Below are 17,660 nucleotides of genomic sequence, written 5' to 3' on the forward strand. Positions count from 1 at the left end.
CCTTATTAGTCAGTACGCCCGATAAGGCCGCCGCCATAAAGGCTAAAGAAGCGAATTAGGTAAATTCGTAAAGCCTTATCGGGCTATGTGTCGTGTGAGCGATGAAAGATAATTAAAGTATTACTCATGACAGGATGGATAATGTCATTGTGAATGGATTATATACCCCAGAGGGTATGGTAGATAAAGACGCGCTATGGAAAAAATATGCTTATCTGGTTCGGCATGAGGCGCTGCGGCTTCAGGTGAGATTACCCGGCAGCGTAGAGCTTGACGATCTGGTGCAGGCGGGCGCGATGGCCCTTCTCAATGCTATCGATCACTATGACCCGAAAAAAGGCATCGTCTTCAGCACCTATATTACCCAGCGCATTCGCTGGGCGTTGATTGATGAGCTGCGCGAGCGCGACTGGGTGCCACGCCGCATTCGTAGCAACGCCCGGGAGATCGCCGCGGTGATCCGGCGTCTCGAACAGCGTAGCGGACAGGCGGCTAAGGAGGCGGAGGTCGCGGCGGAAATGAACGTCTCGCTGGAGGCGTACCGGCAGATGCTGACTGACACCAATATTAGCCAGATCTGTTCGCTGGATGAATTAATGGAGGAGCTGGCGGATCGGTTTGAGCAGCCCGACGCGCAGCACGAGAAACTTAATCCGCTGAATGAAACCACGAAAATACGGCTGGTGAGCCAAATCAGCGATGAGATAAAAGCGCTGCCGGAAAGGGAGCAAACATTACTGAATCTCTATTATCAACAAGAATTAAACATGAAAGAGGTGGGGCAAATATTGGGGATAACGGAAACCCGCGTCAGTCAATTACACAGCCAGGCGATAAAACGTTTGCGCTCGCGTCTCCAGTTGGCCAGTTAATTTGTTAAAACCCATAGGATTTTAAGTTATTTAAAAAATAGAGTATTGTTTAACTCGTCAGAAACAGGTTAATTCCTCTCTTTTCTTCGGAATATTCCTGCATTAATAAAAAAAGAATTTTGGCATTATCGTATTGATTGCCATTGAATTTGTTGCCTCTTTTAAATATAGGCTAAAAAAATCTTGAAAAGAGCGTGTTGGTTAGATGATAATCGAGTTCCAAATAGGAAATGTCTGGAAAATGCCAACATCAGGAAATAGCTCGCCGGATGTTAAGGAAGGCAAAAACACCTCATACCAACGCCTTACTAATTATTAGTATTACCTTGCCTGACCTGACCTCATGCGACGATAAAGTATTAATACTGACGTTTCCGCATGTAAAAAGAGAGACATTCCATATTGTTTGGATCTTATCTGACGCCTGTTGCCGCAATATAACAGGCAGGATTGTTTAACATGAAATCAATGTGGAATAGAAAATATGAACAAAGCAGATTCGAACGATCAGCTTCAATGTATTCATAATCTTAATCTGACTTATCTTCTGCTGGCGCAACGGCTTATTCGGGAAGATAAATACGCCGCCGGTTTTCGCCTGGGATTAGAGGCCAGCGTACTGGAGACGATTAATGACCTGACGCTGCCACAACTTATCAAAATGGCGTCAACCAGCCAGCTTATCTGCCGTCTGCGCGTCGATGATAAAGCGGTAATTGATTGTCTGACCAGGGCTTCGCGCATCGACGCCCTGCAGCAGATTCATACCGGCATTATCTTATCAACGGAGTTGCTCAACTCACTTTCTGAGCAAAACCATCCAACCTGCTGATGGAACCCACGATCATGAGTGAAAAAAGCATTCTCGATGAAATCAAAGAAGTGCAAATGGCGATGGAGCTTATTTCCTTCGGCGCCAGAATGCAGGTGCTGGAAAGTGAAATTAGCTTAAGCCGCAGAAGATTATTAAGACTTTATAAAGAACTGCGAGGCTGCCCGCCGCCAAAAGGCATGCTGCCTTTTTCTGCCGAATGGTTTATGTCCTGGGAGCAGAATATCCACTCATCTATGTTTTACAATATTTATCTTTTTATCAAAAAAACTGAAAAATGCCGTCCAGTTGAAGCATTAATAAAATCTTATCGTTTATACCTGGAGCAGTGCCCGGTAAAGCCGGATGAAAAACCGGTGCTGGGATTAACCCGCGCCTGGACGCTGCTGCGCTTTATTGATTGCGGCATGATAGAACGAACGGAATGTATCGCCTGTCACGGCGGCTTTATCGTTACGCATGAACATGCCAAAGATCCTTTTACCTGCAGCCTCTGCAGCCCGCCTTCGCGCGCGGCGAAAAAATGCGAAAGCTATGACATAGCAGGGTAACGAAACGATATCGGGCGATAGCGTTGATGATGACAAGGACTGAAATCGTTAATGGCGTATCTGCGAAAAACGATACGTCAGCGCCTGCAACGCTATTTAACACGACAAACAGCAACAAACAGGCGTGTCAGTAATAAGGAGCGAGCGTGCTGGTTATTTTAGGGTATGTGGTTGTCTTCGCCACCGTATTCGGCGGTTTTATGTTATCGGGCGGCCAGCTTGGCGCGCTCTATCAGCCGACCGAGCTGTTAATTATCGGCGGCGCAGGCGTCGGCGCGTTTATTGTCGGCAACAACGGCAAAGCAATTCGCGCCACGCTAAAAGCGTTCCCGATCCTGTTTAAAGGGTCGCAATATAATAAATCTCTCTATATGGATCTGATGGCGCTGATGTTTCTGCTGCTATCGAAAGCCCGGCAGAGCGGCCTGATGTCGCTGGAAAACGATATTGAAGATCCGCCGGGCAGCGCAATTTTCTCCGCCTACCCGCGTTTGCTAAACGATGCTTATTTAATGAATTTTATTGTCGATTATCTGCGCCTGATGATCAGCGGCAATATGAGTACCCATGAAGTGGAAGCGCTGATGGACGAGGAGATCGAAACCAGCGAGCATGAGTTCGACGTGCCCGCCAGCAGCCTCAACTCGGTCGGCGACGCCTTTCCGGCGTTCGGCATCGTCGCCGCCGTGATGGGCGTGGTGAACGCGCTGGCGGCGGCCGATCGCCCCGCGGCGGAACTGGGCGAGCTGATCGCGCATGCGATGGTCGGCACCTTCCTCGGTATTCTGCTCGCCTACGGCTTTATCCTGCCGCTGGCGGCGCTGCTGCGTCAGAAAAGCAGCGAAAAAATCAAAATGTTTCAGTGCATCAAAATCACGCTGCTCTCCAGCATGAACGGCTATGCGCCGCAGATCGCCATTGAGTTCGGCCGCAAAATTCTCTACTCCACCGAACGTCCTACCTTCCTTGAGCTGGAAGAGCATGTGCGCCAGGTGAAATCTTCAGCGGGCAATGCCCCGGACGGCGCGCCATGAGTAACCATAAGCAGCCGATCATCATTATCCGCAAGCGCAAAAAGCATGGCCACGGCCATCATGGCGGCTCGTGGAAAATTGCCTACGCCGACTTTATGACGGCGATGATGGCGTTTTTTCTGGTGATGTGGCTGATTGCCAACAGTTCCCCGCAGCAGCGCCACCGTATCGCCGAATATTTTCAGATGCCGTTGCGGGTAGCGCTGTCACAGGGGAATCAGGCCAGCCTGAGCGATAGCCTGATCCCCGGCGGCGGCGACGATATGGAAAAGAAGGCGGGAGAGATAGCCAAATCCCGCCCGCGCGACGGGGAAAACGACAAAGATATCAGGCGGCTGAAAAGGGCGCGCGAGCGGCTTGAAAGCCTGATTAAAAGCGATCCCCGGCTCAGTCATTTCCAGTCTAACCTGCGGCTGCAGCTTACTGAGAACGGCCTGCTGATCCAGATTATCGATACCCAGGATCGCCCAATGTTTAAGCTCGGCAGCAAAGAGCTGGAGAGCTACCTGATGACGATTTTCGACGCACTGGTGCCGGTGCTTAACCAGCTGCCGAACCGCATCAGCCTGACGGGCCACACCGATTCTCTGCCCTATGCGCACGGCGAGGCGGGCTACAGCAACTGGGAACTCTCCTCGGACCGCGCCAATGCCTCGCGCCGCGCGCTGATCGGCGCCGGCCTGACGGCCAATAAATTTCTGCGCGTGATCGGCACCGCCGATTCGATGCTGCTGGAAAACACTGCGCCTGACAGCCCGATTAACCGCCGCATCAGCATTCTGGTATTAACGCAGAATAAAGAGAAGGCGATTATCCGGGACGACAATCTCATCCAGAGCATCACGGAAAACAGCGATCTCAGCACCATTAAATCTGAATTAAAAATAACGCCCCAAACGGATGAGGGCATGGCCGGACTTGCGAATTAAATCAGGGGAAGGTTAATCAATATGGATGTAAGCGATTTTTATCAGACGTTTTTTGACGAAGCCGACGAGCTGCTGGCGGATATGGAGAAATATCTGCTGCAGCTTGATGCCGCCTCTCCCGACAAAGAGATGATGGATGCGATATTTCGTGCCGCGCATTCCATCAAAGGGGGCGCGGGCACCTTCGGGTTTAAAAGATTGCAGGAAACGACGCATTTAATGGAGAACCTGCTGGACGATGCGCGCTGCGGGGCGCTACGGCTAACCAGCGAGATTATTAATCTGTTTCTGGAGAGTAAAGATATTATGCAAGATCAGCTTGATGCCTATAAAGCTTCCCAGGAACCGGACGAACAGAGCTTTCAGTATATTTGCGAAGCGCTGCGGCAGATCGCGCTGCAGCATAACCCGAAGGCGGCACTGCCCGCGACAAGCGCTCCGGCGCAGAAAGCGGCTGGCGATGGCGAACACGGCTCGCTGCAGGTGACGCTGAACGGCATCAAAGCGCAGGAGGCGCGCCTGCTGGCCGATGAGCTGGCGAATCTCGGCACCGTGGTCAGCCAGCAACAGCAGGGCGATAGCCTGGTAGTGAGCCTGCAAACCACCGCCAGCGCGGAGGAGATCGAAGCTGTGCTGTGCTTTATTCTGGAGCCGGAACAGATCGCCATCGCCGCCGGCGCGGCGCCCGCGGTTGAAACACCGCCCGCCGCGCCCGTAGAGGAAAAGACGCCGCCGCGGGCCGCCGGCATTGCCCCGGCGAAAAACGCGCCCACCCGCAGCCCGGCGCGCGCGCAGTCGGCAGAGTCGGGCAGCATCCGCGTCGCCGTCGAAAAGGTCGATCAGATCATTAACCAGGTCGGTGAGCTGATTATCATCCAGTCGATGCTGTCGCAGCTCTCCGCCTCGCTGGAGCCGTCGGCGAATGACGTGCTGATCAACAGCATCGCCCAGCTGGAGCGCAACGCGCGCGATCTGCAGGAATCGGTGATGTCGATTCGCATGATGCCGATGGAGTACGTTTTCAGCCGCTTCCCGCGCCTGGTGCATGATCTCGCCGGCAAGCTGGATAAACAGGTCGAGCTGACGCTGATCGGTGGCTCGGCCGAACTGGATAAGAGCCTGATCGAGCGCATCGTCGACCCGCTAACCCATCTGGTGCGCAACAGCCTCGATCACGGTATCGAAAGCGCCGAGGTACGCCTGGCGAAAGGGAAATCCGCCGTCGGCAACCTGACGCTCTCCGCTGAACATCAGGGCGGCAATATCGTGATTGAAGTCAGCGATGACGGCGCGGGCCTTAACCGCGAGAAAATTCTGGCGCGCGCCCAGGCGCAGGGCATGACCATCAACGACAACATGAGCGATGAAGAGGTCTGGATGCTGATCTTCGCGGCCGGTTTCTCTACGGCGGAAAAAGTCACCGATGTCTCAGGCCGCGGCGTCGGCATGGACGTGGTGCGGCGAAACATTCAGGAGATGGGCGGCCATGTCGAGATCGCTTCCGTGCAGAACCGCGGCTCCACTATCCGCATTATTCTGCCGCTGACTCTGGCGATTCTGGACGGCATGTCGGTGCGCGTGGCAGATGAAACCTATGTGCTGCCGCTGGGCGCGGTGATGGAGTCGCTGAAGCTGAGTGAACAGGCGCTCTACCGTATGGCGGGCGGCGAGCTGATGCTGCAGGTGCGCGGCGAATATATTCCGCTGATTACGCTGCAGCACGTCTTCGGCGGTGACGATCAGCCGGTGGAAATCAACGACAGCGTGGCGGTGATCCTGCAAAGCGCCGGCGCGCGTTACGCGTTGATGGTCGATCAGCTGATCGGCCAGCATCAGGTAGTGGTGAAGAATCTGGAGCTTAACTACCGCAAAGTGCCCGGCATCTCCGCCGCCACCATTCTGGGCGACGGCAGCGTGGCGCTGATTCTCGACGTCGCCGCATTGGCGAAGCTGTGCAAATCTCAACGCATCGCGGCGAAAAACGGACAACTGTTCTCTGTTTAAGGATAAGCAAAATGACCTCTTCCGCATCCGGAAAAAGAATGGCCGCCGATAATCACGGCAATGAGTACCTGGTGTTTACGCTGGGCGATGAGGAGTACGGCATCGAAATCCTGAAAGTGCAGGAGATCCGGGGCTGCGAACGGGTTACCCGCATCGCCAATACGCCGGACTTTATTACCGGCGTCACCAACCTGCGCGGCGTGATTGTGCCCATCGTCGATCTGCGCATTAAGTTTAATCTGGCGGGGGCCGGGATTAATGAAAAGACGGTAGTGATTGTACTGAGCCTGGCACAGCGGGTGGTCGGCATCGTGGTGGACGGCGTTTCTGACGTGCTGTCGCTGAGTGCCGATGCAATCAAGCCGGCACCAGATTTCTCCGTCACCCTCTCTACCGACTATCTGCTTGGGCTGGGATCGGTAGAAGAGCGGATGATTATTTTGGTGGATATAGAAAAGCTGCTGACCAGCGAAGAGATGGAGCTGGTTGAAAAAAGTATCGGCGAGACGGTATAGCATCCATTTCACCCGGCCGCCCTCTGCGGCGGCGAAAATGCCTGTCGAAGCAGCGTCGTAAGCAGTAAGCAGCGGCGCTGCTTTTTTTATTGCCTGCGTTTACCGGCGCGGTTCGCGCTATCGGGCTGCCCATTTCCTACTGCCAGGGCCGTTGTTATCGCCATAAAAGAAAAGGGCTGCCGCCATAAAAAACGCCCCGCCGGTAAAGGCGGGGCGTGCAGCACCAGCGCGGGGCGGCGATGGCCGCCGGGCAAGCTTAGCGCAGCAGGGAAAGCACGTTCTGCGGCACCTGGTTTGCCTGAGCCAGTACGGTGGTACCTGCGCTCTGCAGGATGTTGGCGCGGCTCATATTAGAGACTTCAGAGGCGAAATCCGCATCCAGGATGCGAGAGCGGGATTCAGACAGGTTGTTGACGGTGCTGTCCAGATTGCTGATAACAGAAGCGAAACGGTTCTGCGACGCACCCAGGTTGGAGCGCAGGCCATCAACCTGGTTCAGCGCTTCATCAACGGTTTTCAGCATGGAGTTAACGATAGCGTCAGCCTCATCTTTCTGCGTCTGCGTTACGTAATCGCCTTTCTCCTTTGCCACCAGGCCAGTACCGGTGTCATTTTCTGCCAGAGAAAGGGTTTTCTGGATTTCATTGCCTTCAGCGTCGGTGCCTTTAGCAATGTAATTGCCGCTGCCATCTTTCATAATGTCGCCGGTGCCGCCGGTGCCGAAGAACTGCTCTTTCAACGCGGTCAGGTCGGCGTCAGTCACATCGTAAGCGCCGATTTTGTCGTTGGCGGCCAGCGCGCTATAGCCGGTTTCATCAATGACCTGCGCATTGGAGTTGCTGAATACGCGGACGTCAAAATCTTCCATGCCCAGCGTATTGGCGTTCATCTGCTTCAGCTGCAGGCTGATGGTTTCGCCATCGTTCGCGCCCACCTGAATATTCAGAGACTGATCTTTGCTCAGCACTTTTACGCCGTTGAACTCAGTCTGTTCCGAGATGCGGTCAATCTCAGCCAGACGTTCGTTGATTTCGTCCTGAATGGACTGACGGTCAGATGCGGAGTTGGTGCCGTTGGAGGCCTGCACGCTCAGACGACGAATGTTCTGCAGGTTATCGTTAATTTCGTTCAGCGCGCCTTCCGTGGTCTGGGCGATAGAGATACCGTCATTGGCGTTACGCGAGGCCTGAGTCAGGCCGGTAATGCTGGCGGTAAAACGGTTACTGATCGCCTGGCCTGCCGCGTCATCTTTGGCGCTGTTAATACGCAGACCGGAAGAAAGACGCTGGATCGCGGAACCCAGGGAGTTCTGAGATTTGTTCAGGTTATTCTGAGCCATCAGACTCAGGGCGTTAGTATTAATCACCTGTGACATATTATTCCCTCGTATATAGGTATGATGTTTCTATTGCAATGTCCTTGCAATGTGCTGATGCGTTGACTGACGCATATTTAAAAATATCGGCGCAGGGAAAATTCTCTAAAAAAATAATCACAAAAAAATCTGATTTGCGCGAATTACAGGTTTCAGACGGCGATACCGTAGCTTTTATTTCCTCAGCGCACGCCCGATAAAACAAAGCCGATAAAAGCCGACATCGGCGTTCGGTTATAGGCGCTTAGCTTTTAGCGGAAAGGTGACATAATTAAAGCTTTATACCGGATTAGCCTTTATTCAGCACAGACGGAAAATAGCGAGCTTCCGCAGAAACAGGTTATTTACCGTCATATAAAATATCGTTAACCGCCGGCGGGCAGCCTGCGCCGAATGCGGCGTTATTCCGGCGTCATTAATCGCGAAAAGATTTATCCTCGCGCCGTTTATACCGATAGCTAAAAGAGAGCAGGTAATAAATAAAAAGCCCTAAAAGGAGAATAATATGGCAACGCTATCTTCCCTTGGCATCGGTTCCGGACTGGATACGGCCTCTATGCTGACGCAGATGAAGGCGGCCGAGCAAAGCCGCCTGAATCCCTACACCACCTTAAAAAGCAGCTACGAAAACAAAATCTCCGCCTGGGGAAAGATCTCCAGCGCGCTTTCCAGCCTGCAAACCACAGTGAAAAAGCTCAACGGCGAGGCTTTCAATACGCTCACGATAAGCGACAACAAAGCCTTTAAGGCCACCGCCACCCCGGAGGCGGCGGCCGATTCCCACAGCGTCACCGTGAAGCAGCTGGCGGTTTCCCACAAGCTGAAAACCACCGGCTACCCGAGCGCGGATGATCGTCTCGGCGATAAGAGCGGCGGCAAACGTACCCTGACCATTACCCAGGCCAACGGCAAAGAGATCAGCGTGTCGCTAAAAGACGATGAAACGTCGCTGAATCAGATAGCAAAAGCGATCAATAAGCAGGAGGGCGATGTACGCGCCTCGGTGCAGCGATCCGATGAGGGTTATCAGCTGGTGCTGAGTTCGCGCACCGCCGGCACCGAAGGGGAGATGTCAGTGCGCGTCACCGGTGACGATGAGTTGGGCAAGGTGCTGAACACCGCTGAAGGCGGGCAGCGTCCCGACCCGAATCATCCCGGCGCCGTGATCGGTGCGAATGACCGTATGGTTTCCGTAGCGGCAGCGCAGGATGCGCAGCTGACGGTGGATGGCATCAGCTATACCCGCTCCGGTAACAGCATCTCCGATATCATCACCGGCGTTACCCTCAACCTGACGGGCGTTTCTGAAAACGGCGCGTCGGAGCAGCTGACGCTGAACGTCGATAACTCGGCGATTAAAACCACGCTGCAGGAGTTCGTGAAACAATACAACGCGCTGCTGTCGCAAACCTCCTCCGCCAGCAAATATGTGCCGAACGAGACTTCCGGCCTGACGGACGCCGACGTCGCCAAACCCAACGCGGAAAATGGCGCGCTGATGGGCGACGGCACGCTGCGCGGCTTGGTGAGCGAACTGCGTTCGGCGGTGAATGGCGTCTACGGCGAGCGCGGCGCCGATGTCAGCGCCCTTAATTCGCTCGGCATCAACATCGACCCCGCCAGCGGCCAGATGACGCTGGATGAAGAGAAGCTCGATAAGGCGATCGCCGATTTCCCGGAGCAGATCGGCACGCTGTTTAAAGGCAATAACGAACTGGACGGCCTCGCCACCGGCCTGAGCGAGATCGTCACCAAATACCTCGGCGATAAAGAGAACAAAAAAGAGGGCGTCATCAAGGGGATGACCGATACGCTGGATGAGCAGGTTAAACTGGTTAAAGAGCAGATAGACAAGACGCAGAAGCTGATCGATGCGCAGGTAGAGCGCTACCGCGTCCAGTTCCAGAATCTGGACAGCACCATGTCGCAGCTTAATAACCTGAGCAATCAGCTCACTGCGGTATTGTCCACCTTGTAATTTCCCGTAACGGTGAGAATAAGCAGGCGCATGTTCCTGCTTATTCTTTATGGAGAGCATCATGTACGCAAAACAGGGAACCCGCGCCTACGCCCAGGTCGATCTTCACAGCAGGCTGGCCGGTGCCACTCCGCATCAGCTGATCGCCATGCTGTTTGAGGGCGCGCATAGCGCCATTGTTCGCGCGCGGCTCTATTTCGAAAACGGCAATATCGCCAAACGCGGCGAAATGATCTCTAAGGCGATCAATATTATTGATAACGGGCTGCGGTCGGCGCTGGATCATGAAAAGGGCAAAGAGATTGCCCGCGATCTCGACGCGCTTTACCGCTATATGTCACGCACCCTGTTACAGGCGAATTTAAATAACGATCCCGCATCGTTAGCGCATGTTGATGAGATATTAATGACCATCGCTGAAACATGGAAAGAAATCGAACCACGTTAAACACGGGCATGTTATGAATAAATCGCTAAATAAAGACTACACCGCTCTTTATCAAATAAACCAGGCCATGTTGATGATGGCCAGAGAGGGCGAATGGGAGGGTTTCGTCACGCTGGCGGCAGATTACATCATTAATTTAGGCGTCGCGCTGGAGCAGATCCCGGAAACGCTTTCCGATGAAGAGAGGGCGGCGTTCGGCAGCCTGTTAATGACGCTGCAGAGCAACGAAGCGGAAATCAGCCGCGCGCTGGAAGCGCGGCTCGATTTGTTAAAAAAAGGTATGACCTCGCTGCGTCATGGAAAAAAATGCAGCCAGGCCTACTCCAGCCAGGTTATTTCGCCGTTCCGGTAACGGCGCCAACGCTTAACCGATCGGCCCGCCCCGCCCGTTATTCTCTTCGCCGATGCGCCGGTAGCGCTTTATCCGATCGGTTCTCACCAGCGATAGTTTACCGTCACCTGGCTACTGACTACCTGCACCGGCGGGCTGAGCGGCCCGAACGCATTGACCGCATAGACAAAGCGCAGCGTCTCGCCGGGCGCGAAAGGCAGCGGCGCCGCCTGCTGTCCCGCCAGCCGATGCAGACGGAGACAGGCACTGACGCCGCACAGCTTGATCGTCAGCCCTGGCGGCGCGGGCGCAAGCAGCGTGATGCGCCAGTCGATGCGTCTGATTGCCGCGTTGGGCGGCAGCGGCGCGGCAGGGCGCAGCGGCGGCCCGGCATAGCTCTGCTGGCCCGCGCTCAGCTGCGGTCCGCCGACCTTGCCGCTCCAGGCGCCGTGTGCGCCCGGCGCCGTCAGCGGGACGCCGGTCAGTAGCGCGGCGATCAGCATCCTCTTCACCCTTGTCCCCCAATCACACAGGTCATACGCACGGTGCGGCTGTGGTTCAGCTCCAGATTGGAGATCACCGCCAGCTGCGGGAAAACGCGGCGCAGAAAGCGGGAGAGCATCAGCCGCAGCGGCTGGTTTACCAGCAACACCGGCGGCGCGTCGAACGCCTCCTGCTGCTGAATCGCTTTTTCCGTCTGGGCGATCAGCGTTTCCGCAATCCCCGGCTCGATGGCGCTGCCGTTCTGAATCGCCTGAATCAACAGCCGCTCCAGATCGACATCCAGGCCGATCACCTGAATCTCCGGGCGGCTCTGGAACCACTGCTGCGTAATGGCGCGCCCCAGGCGAATGCGCACCTGGGCCGTCAGCTCGTCGGCATCGCTCTGCGCCGGCGCGAACTCGGCCAGCGTATCGATAATGGTGCGCATATCGCGGATGGACACCCGCTCCGCCAGCAGGTTTTGCAGCACTTTATGAAACGTGGTGAGCGAGATAACCGCGGGAATAAAATCGTCGACCAGCTTCGGCATCTCTTTGCTGACCTGATCCAGCAGCAGCTGCGTCTCCTGGCGGCTGAACAGTTCATCGGTATGCAGGCCGATCAGGTGGTTGAGATGGGTCGCCACTACCGAGCTGGGATCGACCACGGTATAGCCCTGAATCGCCGCCTGCTCACGCAGCACATCGTCAATCCAGATTGCCGGCAGGCCGAACGCGGGCTCCTGACAGGGCTGGCCCGCCAGCTCCCCCTCCGCGCAGCCGGGATCGATCGCCATCCAGCGCTCCGGCTGGATCTCGCCACGGCCAATCTCTACCCCTTTCAACAGGATGCGGTAGTCGCCGGGCGCCAGATCAAGGTTGTCGCGGATATGCACCGGCGGCGGCAGAAAGCCCATATCCTGGGAGAATTTTTTTCGAATGCCGCGAATGCGCGCCAGCAGCTGGCCATCCTGCGCGCTGTCTACCAGCGGGATCAACCGATAGCCCACCTCCAGCCCCAGCACATCCTCCAGCTGAATATCGGACCAGGAGGCCTCCACCGCCTGTGCCGCTTCCGCTTTGGCTTTCGCCGCCTCGCGGTCAGCCTTGCCGCTCACCGGGCCACCGGGAAGCGCGGCCTGCATCTCGCGGCCGCGCAGCCACCAGGCGCCGCCGAGCAGGGCGGCGGTAAACAGCAGGAACACCAGGTTCGGCATGCCGGGGATCATGCCGAGCAGACCGATAACGCCCGCCGCCAGCAGCATCACGCGCGGGTTATTCAGCAGCTGGCTGACCATCTGCTCGCCGACATCCTGCTCGGTAGAGACGCGGGTGACGATCACCCCGGCGGCAGTAGAGATAATCAGCGCCGGGATCTGCGCCACCAGCCCGTCGCCGATGGTCAGCAGCGTGTAGGCTTCGCCCGCCTCGGCGAACGACATATTGTGCTGCAACATACCGATCATCAGGCCGCCGATAATGTTGATGGCCATGATCAGCAGGCCGGCGATGGCGTCGCCGCGCACAAACTTGCTGGCACCGTCCATCGAGCCGTAGAAGTCCGATTCCTGCGTCACTTCGTTACGGCGCCGCTTCGCCTCCTCTTCGCCGATCAGCCCGGCGTTGAGATCGGCGTCAATCGCCATCTGCTTGCCCGGCATGCCATCCAGCACGAAGCGTGCGCCCACCTCGGCGATGCGTCCGGCGCCTTTGGTGATCACCATAAAGTTAATGATGATGAGGATGGCGAATACCACGATGCCGATGGCGAAGTTGCCGCCCACCAGAAAGTGGCCGAATGCCTCCACCACCTTGCCCGCCGCGCCGGCGCCGGTATGCCCCTCCAGCAAAATTACGCGCGTCGAAGCGATATTCAGCGCCAGGCGCAGCAGCGTGGAGAACAGCAACACGGTGGGAAAGGCGGAAAATTCCAGCGTCTTTTGGGTGAACATCGCCACCATCAATATCATCAGCGACAGCACGATATTGAAGGTGAACAGCAGATCCAGCAGAAAAGCCGGCAGCGGCAGCACCATCATCGCCAGGATCAGCATAATTAACACCGGGCCGGCCAGAATCTGCCACTGCGTATCTTTCATCTGCGGCAGGCGTAGTTTGCTGGCGAAATTAGACATTACTCTTGACTCTCAGGATTGAAATCCAGCGCGGCGGGCACCGGAAGGTGGACAGGTTTTTTCGGTTGCAGGCCGCCTGCGTGGCGCCAGCGGCGCAGGCTGTAAACCCAGGCAAGCACTTCCGCCACCGCGCCGTACAGCGCGGCGGGGATCGGCGCGTTCAGTTCGCAGTGGCGGTAGAGCGCGCGCGCCAGCGGCGGCGCCTGCAGCATCGGAATGTTATGCAGCTCGCCCGCCGCGCGAATGCGCAGCGCGGTTTCGCCGGCACCTTTGGCCAGTAAAATCGGTGCGGACATCGCGCCCTCCCGGTAGCGCAGCGCCACCGAATAGTGGGTGGGGTTGTTGATAATCACATCGGCGTTCGGCAGCTCCGCCATCATGCGGCGGTTAGCGGCCGCACGCTGCAGCTGCCGGATGCGCGCTTTGATATGGGGATCGCCCTCATGCTGCTTATGCTCGTCGCGGATCTCCTGGCGGCTCATGCGCAGCTTCTTCAGGTTGCTGAAGAGCTGCCAGAAGACGTCGTACCCCACCATCGGGATCAGCGACAGGATCACCATCAGCAGGCAGCCCATGATCAGACGGGCGAAGTTGCGCAGCGCGACATAGAGCGGCTGGCTCGCCAGATGGAGGAATTCCTGCCGATGAACATAGAGATAGAGCGCGCAAACGGCGCCCACCAGCGTCACTTTCAGCAGCCCCTTCAGCAGCTCAGAAACCACCTGCGCGGAAAAAAGCCGCTTAAAGCCGGAAACCGGCGACAGACGTTTGATATCCAGCTTCAGCGACTTGCCGCCAAGATGCAGGCCGCCCAGCAGCATCGGCGTGGCGACGGCGGTGAGAAACAACCCGGGCAGCAGCAGCAGCAGCGCGCGCGCCGCCTGGCCGCCCAGCTGGCGCAGCCGGTAAAACAGCAGCGCGCTCTCCTGCGCCAGCAGAGCGTCGAAGCTCAGGCCGTCATGCAACAGCTGGGTAAGATGGCGCACCAGATCGCCCCCGCCAGCCAGCATCAGCGACCAGCCGACCAGCAGCATCAGCACCGATGTCAGCTCTTTCGAGCGTGGGATCTGCCCCTCTTTACGCGCCTTCTCTCGCCGGTAGGGCGTGGGGTCTTCGGTCTTTTCTACATCGCTCTCTTCTGACATCGGCGCCGATCCTCAGTGCTTCGCTTAAAAGCCGAGGCTCTCCAGCAGGTCGTCGACCTGGTCCTGCGAAGCAACCACGCCCGCTTTAGTGTGATCGAGCTGCGGGCCGTTTTTCAGGCTATCGCGATCCTCAGCGGCGGCGATCGGTTTTTCCGGCATGTTCTCCACCAGCACCTGGATCAGGCCGTGTTCGATCTCGGCGATCAGATCCATCATCTTTTTAATCACCTGGCCGGTCAGATCCTGGAAATCCTGCGCCATCATGATTTCCATCAGCTGCTGGTTGGTCTGCTGCGCGATGGCGGGCGTCTGCCTTAAGAACTGACGCGTATCGTTCACCAGCTCGCGGGCGATCGGTAGCTCGACCGGCTCGGCGAACCAGTCGTCCCAGCGCGCCGTCAGCTGGTCGGCGGTGGCGTTTAATTCATCCTGCAACGGGCGCGCCACCTCCACGCAGGTCAGCACGCGGTCGGCGGCCTGCGACGTCTTGTTCACCACGTAGCTCAGACGGTCGCGCGCATCCGGTATCGCCTCCGCCACGTCCATGATGGCGCGATCGAGACTCAGGTTATTCAGGCTGACGCGCAGCTGGCGTGCCAGCTGACCAATTTGCGAAAAGATAACCTTCAGGTTATCGGCTGACTGTGTGTTCTTTGACTCAGCGTCCATGCGTTTACCATCCCAGTTTTTCGAAAATCTTATTCAGCTTCTCTTCCAGCGTGGCGGCGGTAAAAGGCTTCACGACGTAGCCGCTGGCGCCGGCCTGCGCCGCCGCAATGATGTTCTCTTTCTTCGCCTCCGCGGTGACCATCAGCACCGGAACGGCGCTGAGGCGCGCATCGTTACGGATCTCGTTCAGCAGCTGCAGCCCGTCCATGTTGGGCATATTCCAGTCGCTGATAACGAAATCGACCGGCGACGCCTGCAGCTTAGCCAGCGCGTCGCTGCCATCTTCCGCTTCTTCGACGTTGTGGTAGCCGAGATCTTTTAAAAGATTGCGCACAATACGGCGCATCGTTGCGAAATCATCCACCACCAGAAAACGTAAGTTCTTGTCTGCCATTTTGCTTATCAGTCCGTATTGAAAGTGAAATAACCGCCCCGGTTATGAAGAAGCGGCGTCAGATGCGCCGCGCCTGACCGACGACATTGCTGAGAATGCGCTGGCTCATCTGGTCGAGATCGACAATCTCATCCACGCCGTCGATCGCTACCGCCTCGCGCGGCATGCCGTACACCACGCAGGTTTTCTCGCTCTGCGCCAGAGTGCGCCCGCCCGCCTGCCGCATCGCCAGCAGCCCCTGCGCGCCATCGTGCCCCATGCCGGTCAGAATGGCGCCCACCGCATTGCTGCCGGCAGATTTCGCCACCGAGTGAAACAGCAGATCGACGGAGGGGCAGTGGCGGTTAACCGGTGGCCGATCGTTGAGTTGCGCGTGGTAGTTGGCGCCGCTGCGCGCCAGCTCAAGATGGCGGCCGCCCGGCGCAATATAGGCGTGGCCGGGCAGCACCCGATCGCCATCTTCCGCCTCTTTCACCGCGATCTGGCAGATCTTGTTCAGGCGATCGGCAAAGGATCGGGTAAAGCCGGCGGGCATGTGCTGGGTAATCACAATGCCCGGACAGTTCAGCGGCATAGCGATCAGCACCTGACGCAATGCCTCGGTGCCGCCGGTCGACGAGCCAATGGCGATGATTTTCTCGCTGCCGACCAGCGGCCCGCCGCTGAGACGGGCAACCGGCGTTGCGCTGTGGCGCGGAAAATTGCGCACCCGCGACGCCATGCGGATTTTCTCGGCGATCAGCTCGCTGTACTGCAGCATGCCCTCGCGCAGGCCCATCTGCGGCTTGGTGATAAAGTCGATCGCCCCCAGCTCCAGCGCGTTCAGCGTAATTTCCGACCCTTTTTGCGTCAGCGAGGAGACCATGATCACTGGCATCGGGCGCAGGCGCATCAGGCGTTCGAGAAAGTCCAGCCCGTCCATGCGCGGCATCTCCACATCCAGCGTCAGCACATCGGGCGAAAAGCGCTTAATCAAATCACGAGCGATCAGCGGATCCGGCGCGGTCGCCACCATCTCCATATCTGGCTGATGGTTGACGATATGGGTCATGATGCTGCGTATTAACGCGGAGTCATCCACGCAAAGTACCCTGATTTTATTCATCCTCTCTCCCCGGCCAGGCTGTAAACCGACTGGCCGCGCAGGCGAAACGGCCCGTTCATGTTGCTGAAATTTTCGGAATGGCCGACAAACAGCAGGCCGCCTGGCTTCAGCATTTTTGCAAAGCGCCGCAGCAGCTGATGCTGAGTACGCTGATCGAAATAAATCATCACATTGCGGCAGAAAATGGCGTCGAAGGGCGCCGGTACGCGCCACTCCGGCGCCAGCAAATTGAGCTGCTGATAGTGGATGGTATTGAGCAGCGCCGGTTTCGCTTTCACCTGATCCCGTTGCGCGCCGGTGCCGCGCAGGAACCAGGCGCGCTTCTGCTCCGGCGTCAGCGCGCTGATATCCTCGTGGCGATAGATGCCCTTCGCCGCTTTGGTCAACACGTCGGTATCGATATCCGTCGCCCAGATGCGCGGTCCGCCGACGCTGGCGCCCAGCGCCTCATTCAGCGTAATGGCTATGGAGCAGGGCTCTTCGCCGGTCGAGGCGGCGGTACACCAGACGCTGTACTCTTTCTGGCGCGCGCTGGCATGTTCGGCCAGTACGGGAAAGTGATAGGCTTCCCGGAAAAACGAGGTCAGGTTCGTCGTCAGGGCGTTGATAAACTGCTGCCACTCGGCGCTGACCGGATCCGACTCCAGCAGGCTCAGGTAGGCCGCAAAGGTTTTCAGCCCCAGCTGACGCAGGCGCCGGGCGAGACGGTTATAGACCATGTCGCGTTTCTGATGATTCAGCACGATGCCCGCCCGGAGATAAATTAACGCGCTGATTTTTTCTAATTCCGCCTCGGTCAGAACGAGTCCATTCTGTTTATTGAGATGTGTGCTATTCAAATTACGGGTTTCACTTATCGCG

At 56.9% G+C, this 17,660-nt stretch carries 18 protein-coding genes; 10 read left to right on the forward strand and 8 right to left on the reverse strand.

The annotated features are described in order from the left end of the window. The first annotated feature begins 149 nt into the window (after positions 1–149). From C2E15_RS00450 to cheW, 7 genes are all read left to right on the forward strand, one after another. A complete protein-coding gene (locus C2E15_RS00450) occupies positions 150–872 on the forward strand; it encodes an RNA polymerase sigma factor FliA (RefSeq protein ID WP_104959029.1) in 723 nt (240 codons plus the stop codon). Positions 873–1,356: 484 nt separating this feature from the next. Beyond that, complete coding sequence (gene flhD, locus C2E15_RS00455) at positions 1,357–1,704, forward strand: flagellar transcriptional regulator FlhD (RefSeq protein WP_104955657.1); 348 nt, start codon at positions 1,357–1,359, stop codon at positions 1,702–1,704. A 14-nt stretch (positions 1,705–1,718) separates the two neighbouring features. Continuing rightward, positions 1,719–2,255: a flagellar transcriptional regulator FlhC gene (gene flhC / locus C2E15_RS00460; RefSeq protein WP_104955658.1), complete on the forward strand. Its 537-nt coding sequence runs from the start codon at positions 1,719–1,721 to the stop codon at positions 2,253–2,255. A gap of 146 nt (positions 2,256–2,401) precedes the next feature. After that, entirely contained in the window at positions 2,402–3,289 is an 888-nt protein-coding gene (motA, locus tag C2E15_RS00465; protein ID WP_104955659.1) for a flagellar motor stator protein MotA, read from the forward strand. Beyond that, positions 3,286–4,218 carry a flagellar motor protein MotB gene (motB, locus tag C2E15_RS00470; RefSeq protein WP_104955660.1) on the forward strand — a complete coding sequence of 311 codons (933 nt, stop codon included), beginning with the start codon at positions 3,286–3,288 and terminating at the stop codon, positions 4,216–4,218. The genes motA and motB overlap by 4 nt, the downstream gene beginning before the upstream one ends. A gap of 21 nt (positions 4,219–4,239) precedes the next feature. Next, the gene (gene cheA, locus C2E15_RS00475) at positions 4,240–6,222 is read left to right on the forward strand and encodes a chemotaxis protein CheA (RefSeq protein ID WP_104955661.1); all 1,983 of its coding nucleotides are present in this window, start codon (positions 4,240–4,242) and stop codon (positions 6,220–6,222) included. Positions 6,223–6,233: 11 nt separating this feature from the next. After that, a complete protein-coding gene (gene cheW, locus C2E15_RS00480; protein WP_104955662.1) occupies positions 6,234–6,737 on the forward strand; it encodes a chemotaxis protein CheW in 504 nt (167 codons plus the stop codon). Between the two features lie 256 nt (positions 6,738–6,993). Here cheW and C2E15_RS00485 read toward each other — a convergent pair whose 3' ends face one another. Beyond that, positions 6,994–8,112 carry a FliC/FljB family flagellin gene (locus C2E15_RS00485; RefSeq protein WP_104955663.1) on the reverse strand — a complete coding sequence of 373 codons (1,119 nt, stop codon included), beginning with the start codon at positions 8,110–8,112 and terminating at the stop codon, positions 6,994–6,996. Between the two features lie 505 nt (positions 8,113–8,617). Between C2E15_RS00485 and fliD the strand changes: the two genes are divergently transcribed. The 3 genes from fliD to C2E15_RS00500 all read left to right on the forward strand — a co-directional run bounded on the left by fliD (position 8,618) and on the right by C2E15_RS00500 (position 10,890). Continuing rightward, positions 8,618–10,090 (forward strand): flagellar filament capping protein FliD, encoded by a 1,473-nt coding sequence (fliD, locus tag C2E15_RS00490; protein WP_104955664.1) that lies wholly within the window; start codon positions 8,618–8,620, stop codon positions 10,088–10,090. A gap of 61 nt (positions 10,091–10,151) precedes the next feature. Beyond that, positions 10,152–10,538, forward strand: a complete 387-nt coding sequence (gene fliS / locus C2E15_RS00495; protein ID WP_104955665.1) for a flagellar export chaperone FliS — start codon at positions 10,152–10,154, stop codon at positions 10,536–10,538. A 13-nt stretch (positions 10,539–10,551) separates the two neighbouring features. Further along, a complete protein-coding gene (locus tag C2E15_RS00500) occupies positions 10,552–10,890 on the forward strand; it encodes a flagellar protein FliT (RefSeq protein ID WP_104955666.1) in 339 nt (112 codons plus the stop codon). An 83-nt stretch (positions 10,891–10,973) separates the two neighbouring features. Here C2E15_RS00500 and C2E15_RS00505 read toward each other — a convergent pair whose 3' ends face one another. The 7 genes from C2E15_RS00505 to C2E15_RS00535 are packed head-to-tail and all read right to left on the reverse strand — an operon-like array spanning position 10,974 to position 17,638. Further along, on the reverse strand, positions 10,974–11,372 hold the full coding sequence (locus C2E15_RS00505; protein WP_104955667.1) for a flagellar protein FlhE: 399 nt from the start codon (positions 11,370–11,372) through the stop codon (positions 10,974–10,976). Positions 11,373–11,377: 5 nt separating this feature from the next. Then, positions 11,378–13,486 (reverse strand): flagellar biosynthesis protein FlhA, encoded by a 2,109-nt coding sequence (gene flhA / locus C2E15_RS00510; RefSeq protein WP_104955668.1) that lies wholly within the window; start codon positions 13,484–13,486, stop codon positions 11,378–11,380. Continuing rightward, positions 13,486–14,631 (reverse strand): flagellar biosynthesis protein FlhB, encoded by a 1,146-nt coding sequence (gene flhB / locus C2E15_RS00515; protein WP_104955669.1) that lies wholly within the window; start codon positions 14,629–14,631, stop codon positions 13,486–13,488. Before flhB ends, flhA begins: the two co-directional genes overlap by 1 nt. A 24-nt stretch (positions 14,632–14,655) precedes the next feature. Then, positions 14,656–15,300, reverse strand: a complete 645-nt coding sequence (cheZ, locus tag C2E15_RS00520) for a protein phosphatase CheZ (protein ID WP_104955670.1) — start codon at positions 15,298–15,300, stop codon at positions 14,656–14,658. A gap of 4 nt (positions 15,301–15,304) precedes the next feature. Beyond that, the gene (gene cheY / locus C2E15_RS00525; protein WP_104955671.1) at positions 15,305–15,694 is read right to left on the reverse strand and encodes a chemotaxis response regulator CheY; all 390 of its coding nucleotides are present in this window, start codon (positions 15,692–15,694) and stop codon (positions 15,305–15,307) included. Between the two features lie 58 nt (positions 15,695–15,752). Continuing rightward, positions 15,753–16,799, reverse strand: coding sequence for a protein-glutamate methylesterase/protein-glutamine glutaminase (locus C2E15_RS00530; RefSeq protein WP_104955672.1), 1,047 nt, complete (start codon positions 16,797–16,799; stop codon positions 15,753–15,755). Beyond that, positions 16,796–17,638, reverse strand: coding sequence for a CheR family methyltransferase (locus C2E15_RS00535; RefSeq protein ID WP_425438022.1), 843 nt, complete (start codon positions 17,636–17,638; stop codon positions 16,796–16,798). The genes C2E15_RS00530 and C2E15_RS00535 overlap by 4 nt, the downstream gene beginning before the upstream one ends. Positions 17,639–17,660: the final 22 nt, after the last annotated feature.

The organism is Mixta gaviniae (genome assembly GCF_002953195.1).
Classification (GTDB): Bacteria; Pseudomonadota; Gammaproteobacteria; order Enterobacterales; family Enterobacteriaceae; genus Mixta; species Mixta gaviniae.

What these genes read in the sequence shown, in the direction of transcription:
- flhD (WP_104955657.1), top strand. Translation starts at nt 1,357, where the DNA reads ATGAACAAAGCAGATTCGAACGATCAGCTTCAATGTATTCATAATCTT.
- flhC (WP_104955658.1), top strand. Translation starts at nt 1,719, where the DNA reads ATGAGTGAAAAAAGCATTCTCGATGAAATCAAAGAAGTGCAAATGGCG.
- motB (WP_104955660.1), top strand. Translation starts at nt 3,286, where the DNA reads ATGAGTAACCATAAGCAGCCGATCATCATTATCCGCAAGCGCAAAAAG.
- cheA (WP_104955661.1), top strand. Translation starts at nt 4,240, where the DNA reads ATGGATGTAAGCGATTTTTATCAGACGTTTTTTGACGAAGCCGACGAG.
- cheW (WP_104955662.1), top strand. Translation starts at nt 6,234, where the DNA reads ATGACCTCTTCCGCATCCGGAAAAAGAATGGCCGCCGATAATCACGGC.
- C2E15_RS00485 (WP_104955663.1), bottom strand. Translation starts at nt 8,112, where the DNA reads ATGTCACAGGTGATTAATACTAACGCCCTGAGTCTGATGGCTCAGAAT.
- fliD (WP_104955664.1), top strand. Translation starts at nt 8,618, where the DNA reads ATGGCAACGCTATCTTCCCTTGGCATCGGTTCCGGACTGGATACGGCC.
- fliS (WP_104955665.1), top strand. Translation starts at nt 10,152, where the DNA reads ATGTACGCAAAACAGGGAACCCGCGCCTACGCCCAGGTCGATCTTCAC.
- C2E15_RS00500 (WP_104955666.1), top strand. Translation starts at nt 10,552, where the DNA reads ATGAATAAATCGCTAAATAAAGACTACACCGCTCTTTATCAAATAAAC.
- C2E15_RS00505 (WP_104955667.1), bottom strand. Translation starts at nt 11,372, where the DNA reads ATGCTGATCGCCGCGCTACTGACCGGCGTCCCGCTGACGGCGCCGGGC.
- flhA (WP_104955668.1), bottom strand. Translation starts at nt 13,486, where the DNA reads ATGTCTAATTTCGCCAGCAAACTACGCCTGCCGCAGATGAAAGATACG.
- flhB (WP_104955669.1), bottom strand. Translation starts at nt 14,631, where the DNA reads ATGTCAGAAGAGAGCGATGTAGAAAAGACCGAAGACCCCACGCCCTAC.
- cheZ (WP_104955670.1), bottom strand. Translation starts at nt 15,300, where the DNA reads ATGGACGCTGAGTCAAAGAACACACAGTCAGCCGATAACCTGAAGGTT.
- cheY (WP_104955671.1), bottom strand. Translation starts at nt 15,694, where the DNA reads ATGGCAGACAAGAACTTACGTTTTCTGGTGGTGGATGATTTCGCAACG.
- C2E15_RS00530 (WP_104955672.1), bottom strand. Translation starts at nt 16,799, where the DNA reads ATGAATAAAATCAGGGTACTTTGCGTGGATGACTCCGCGTTAATACGC.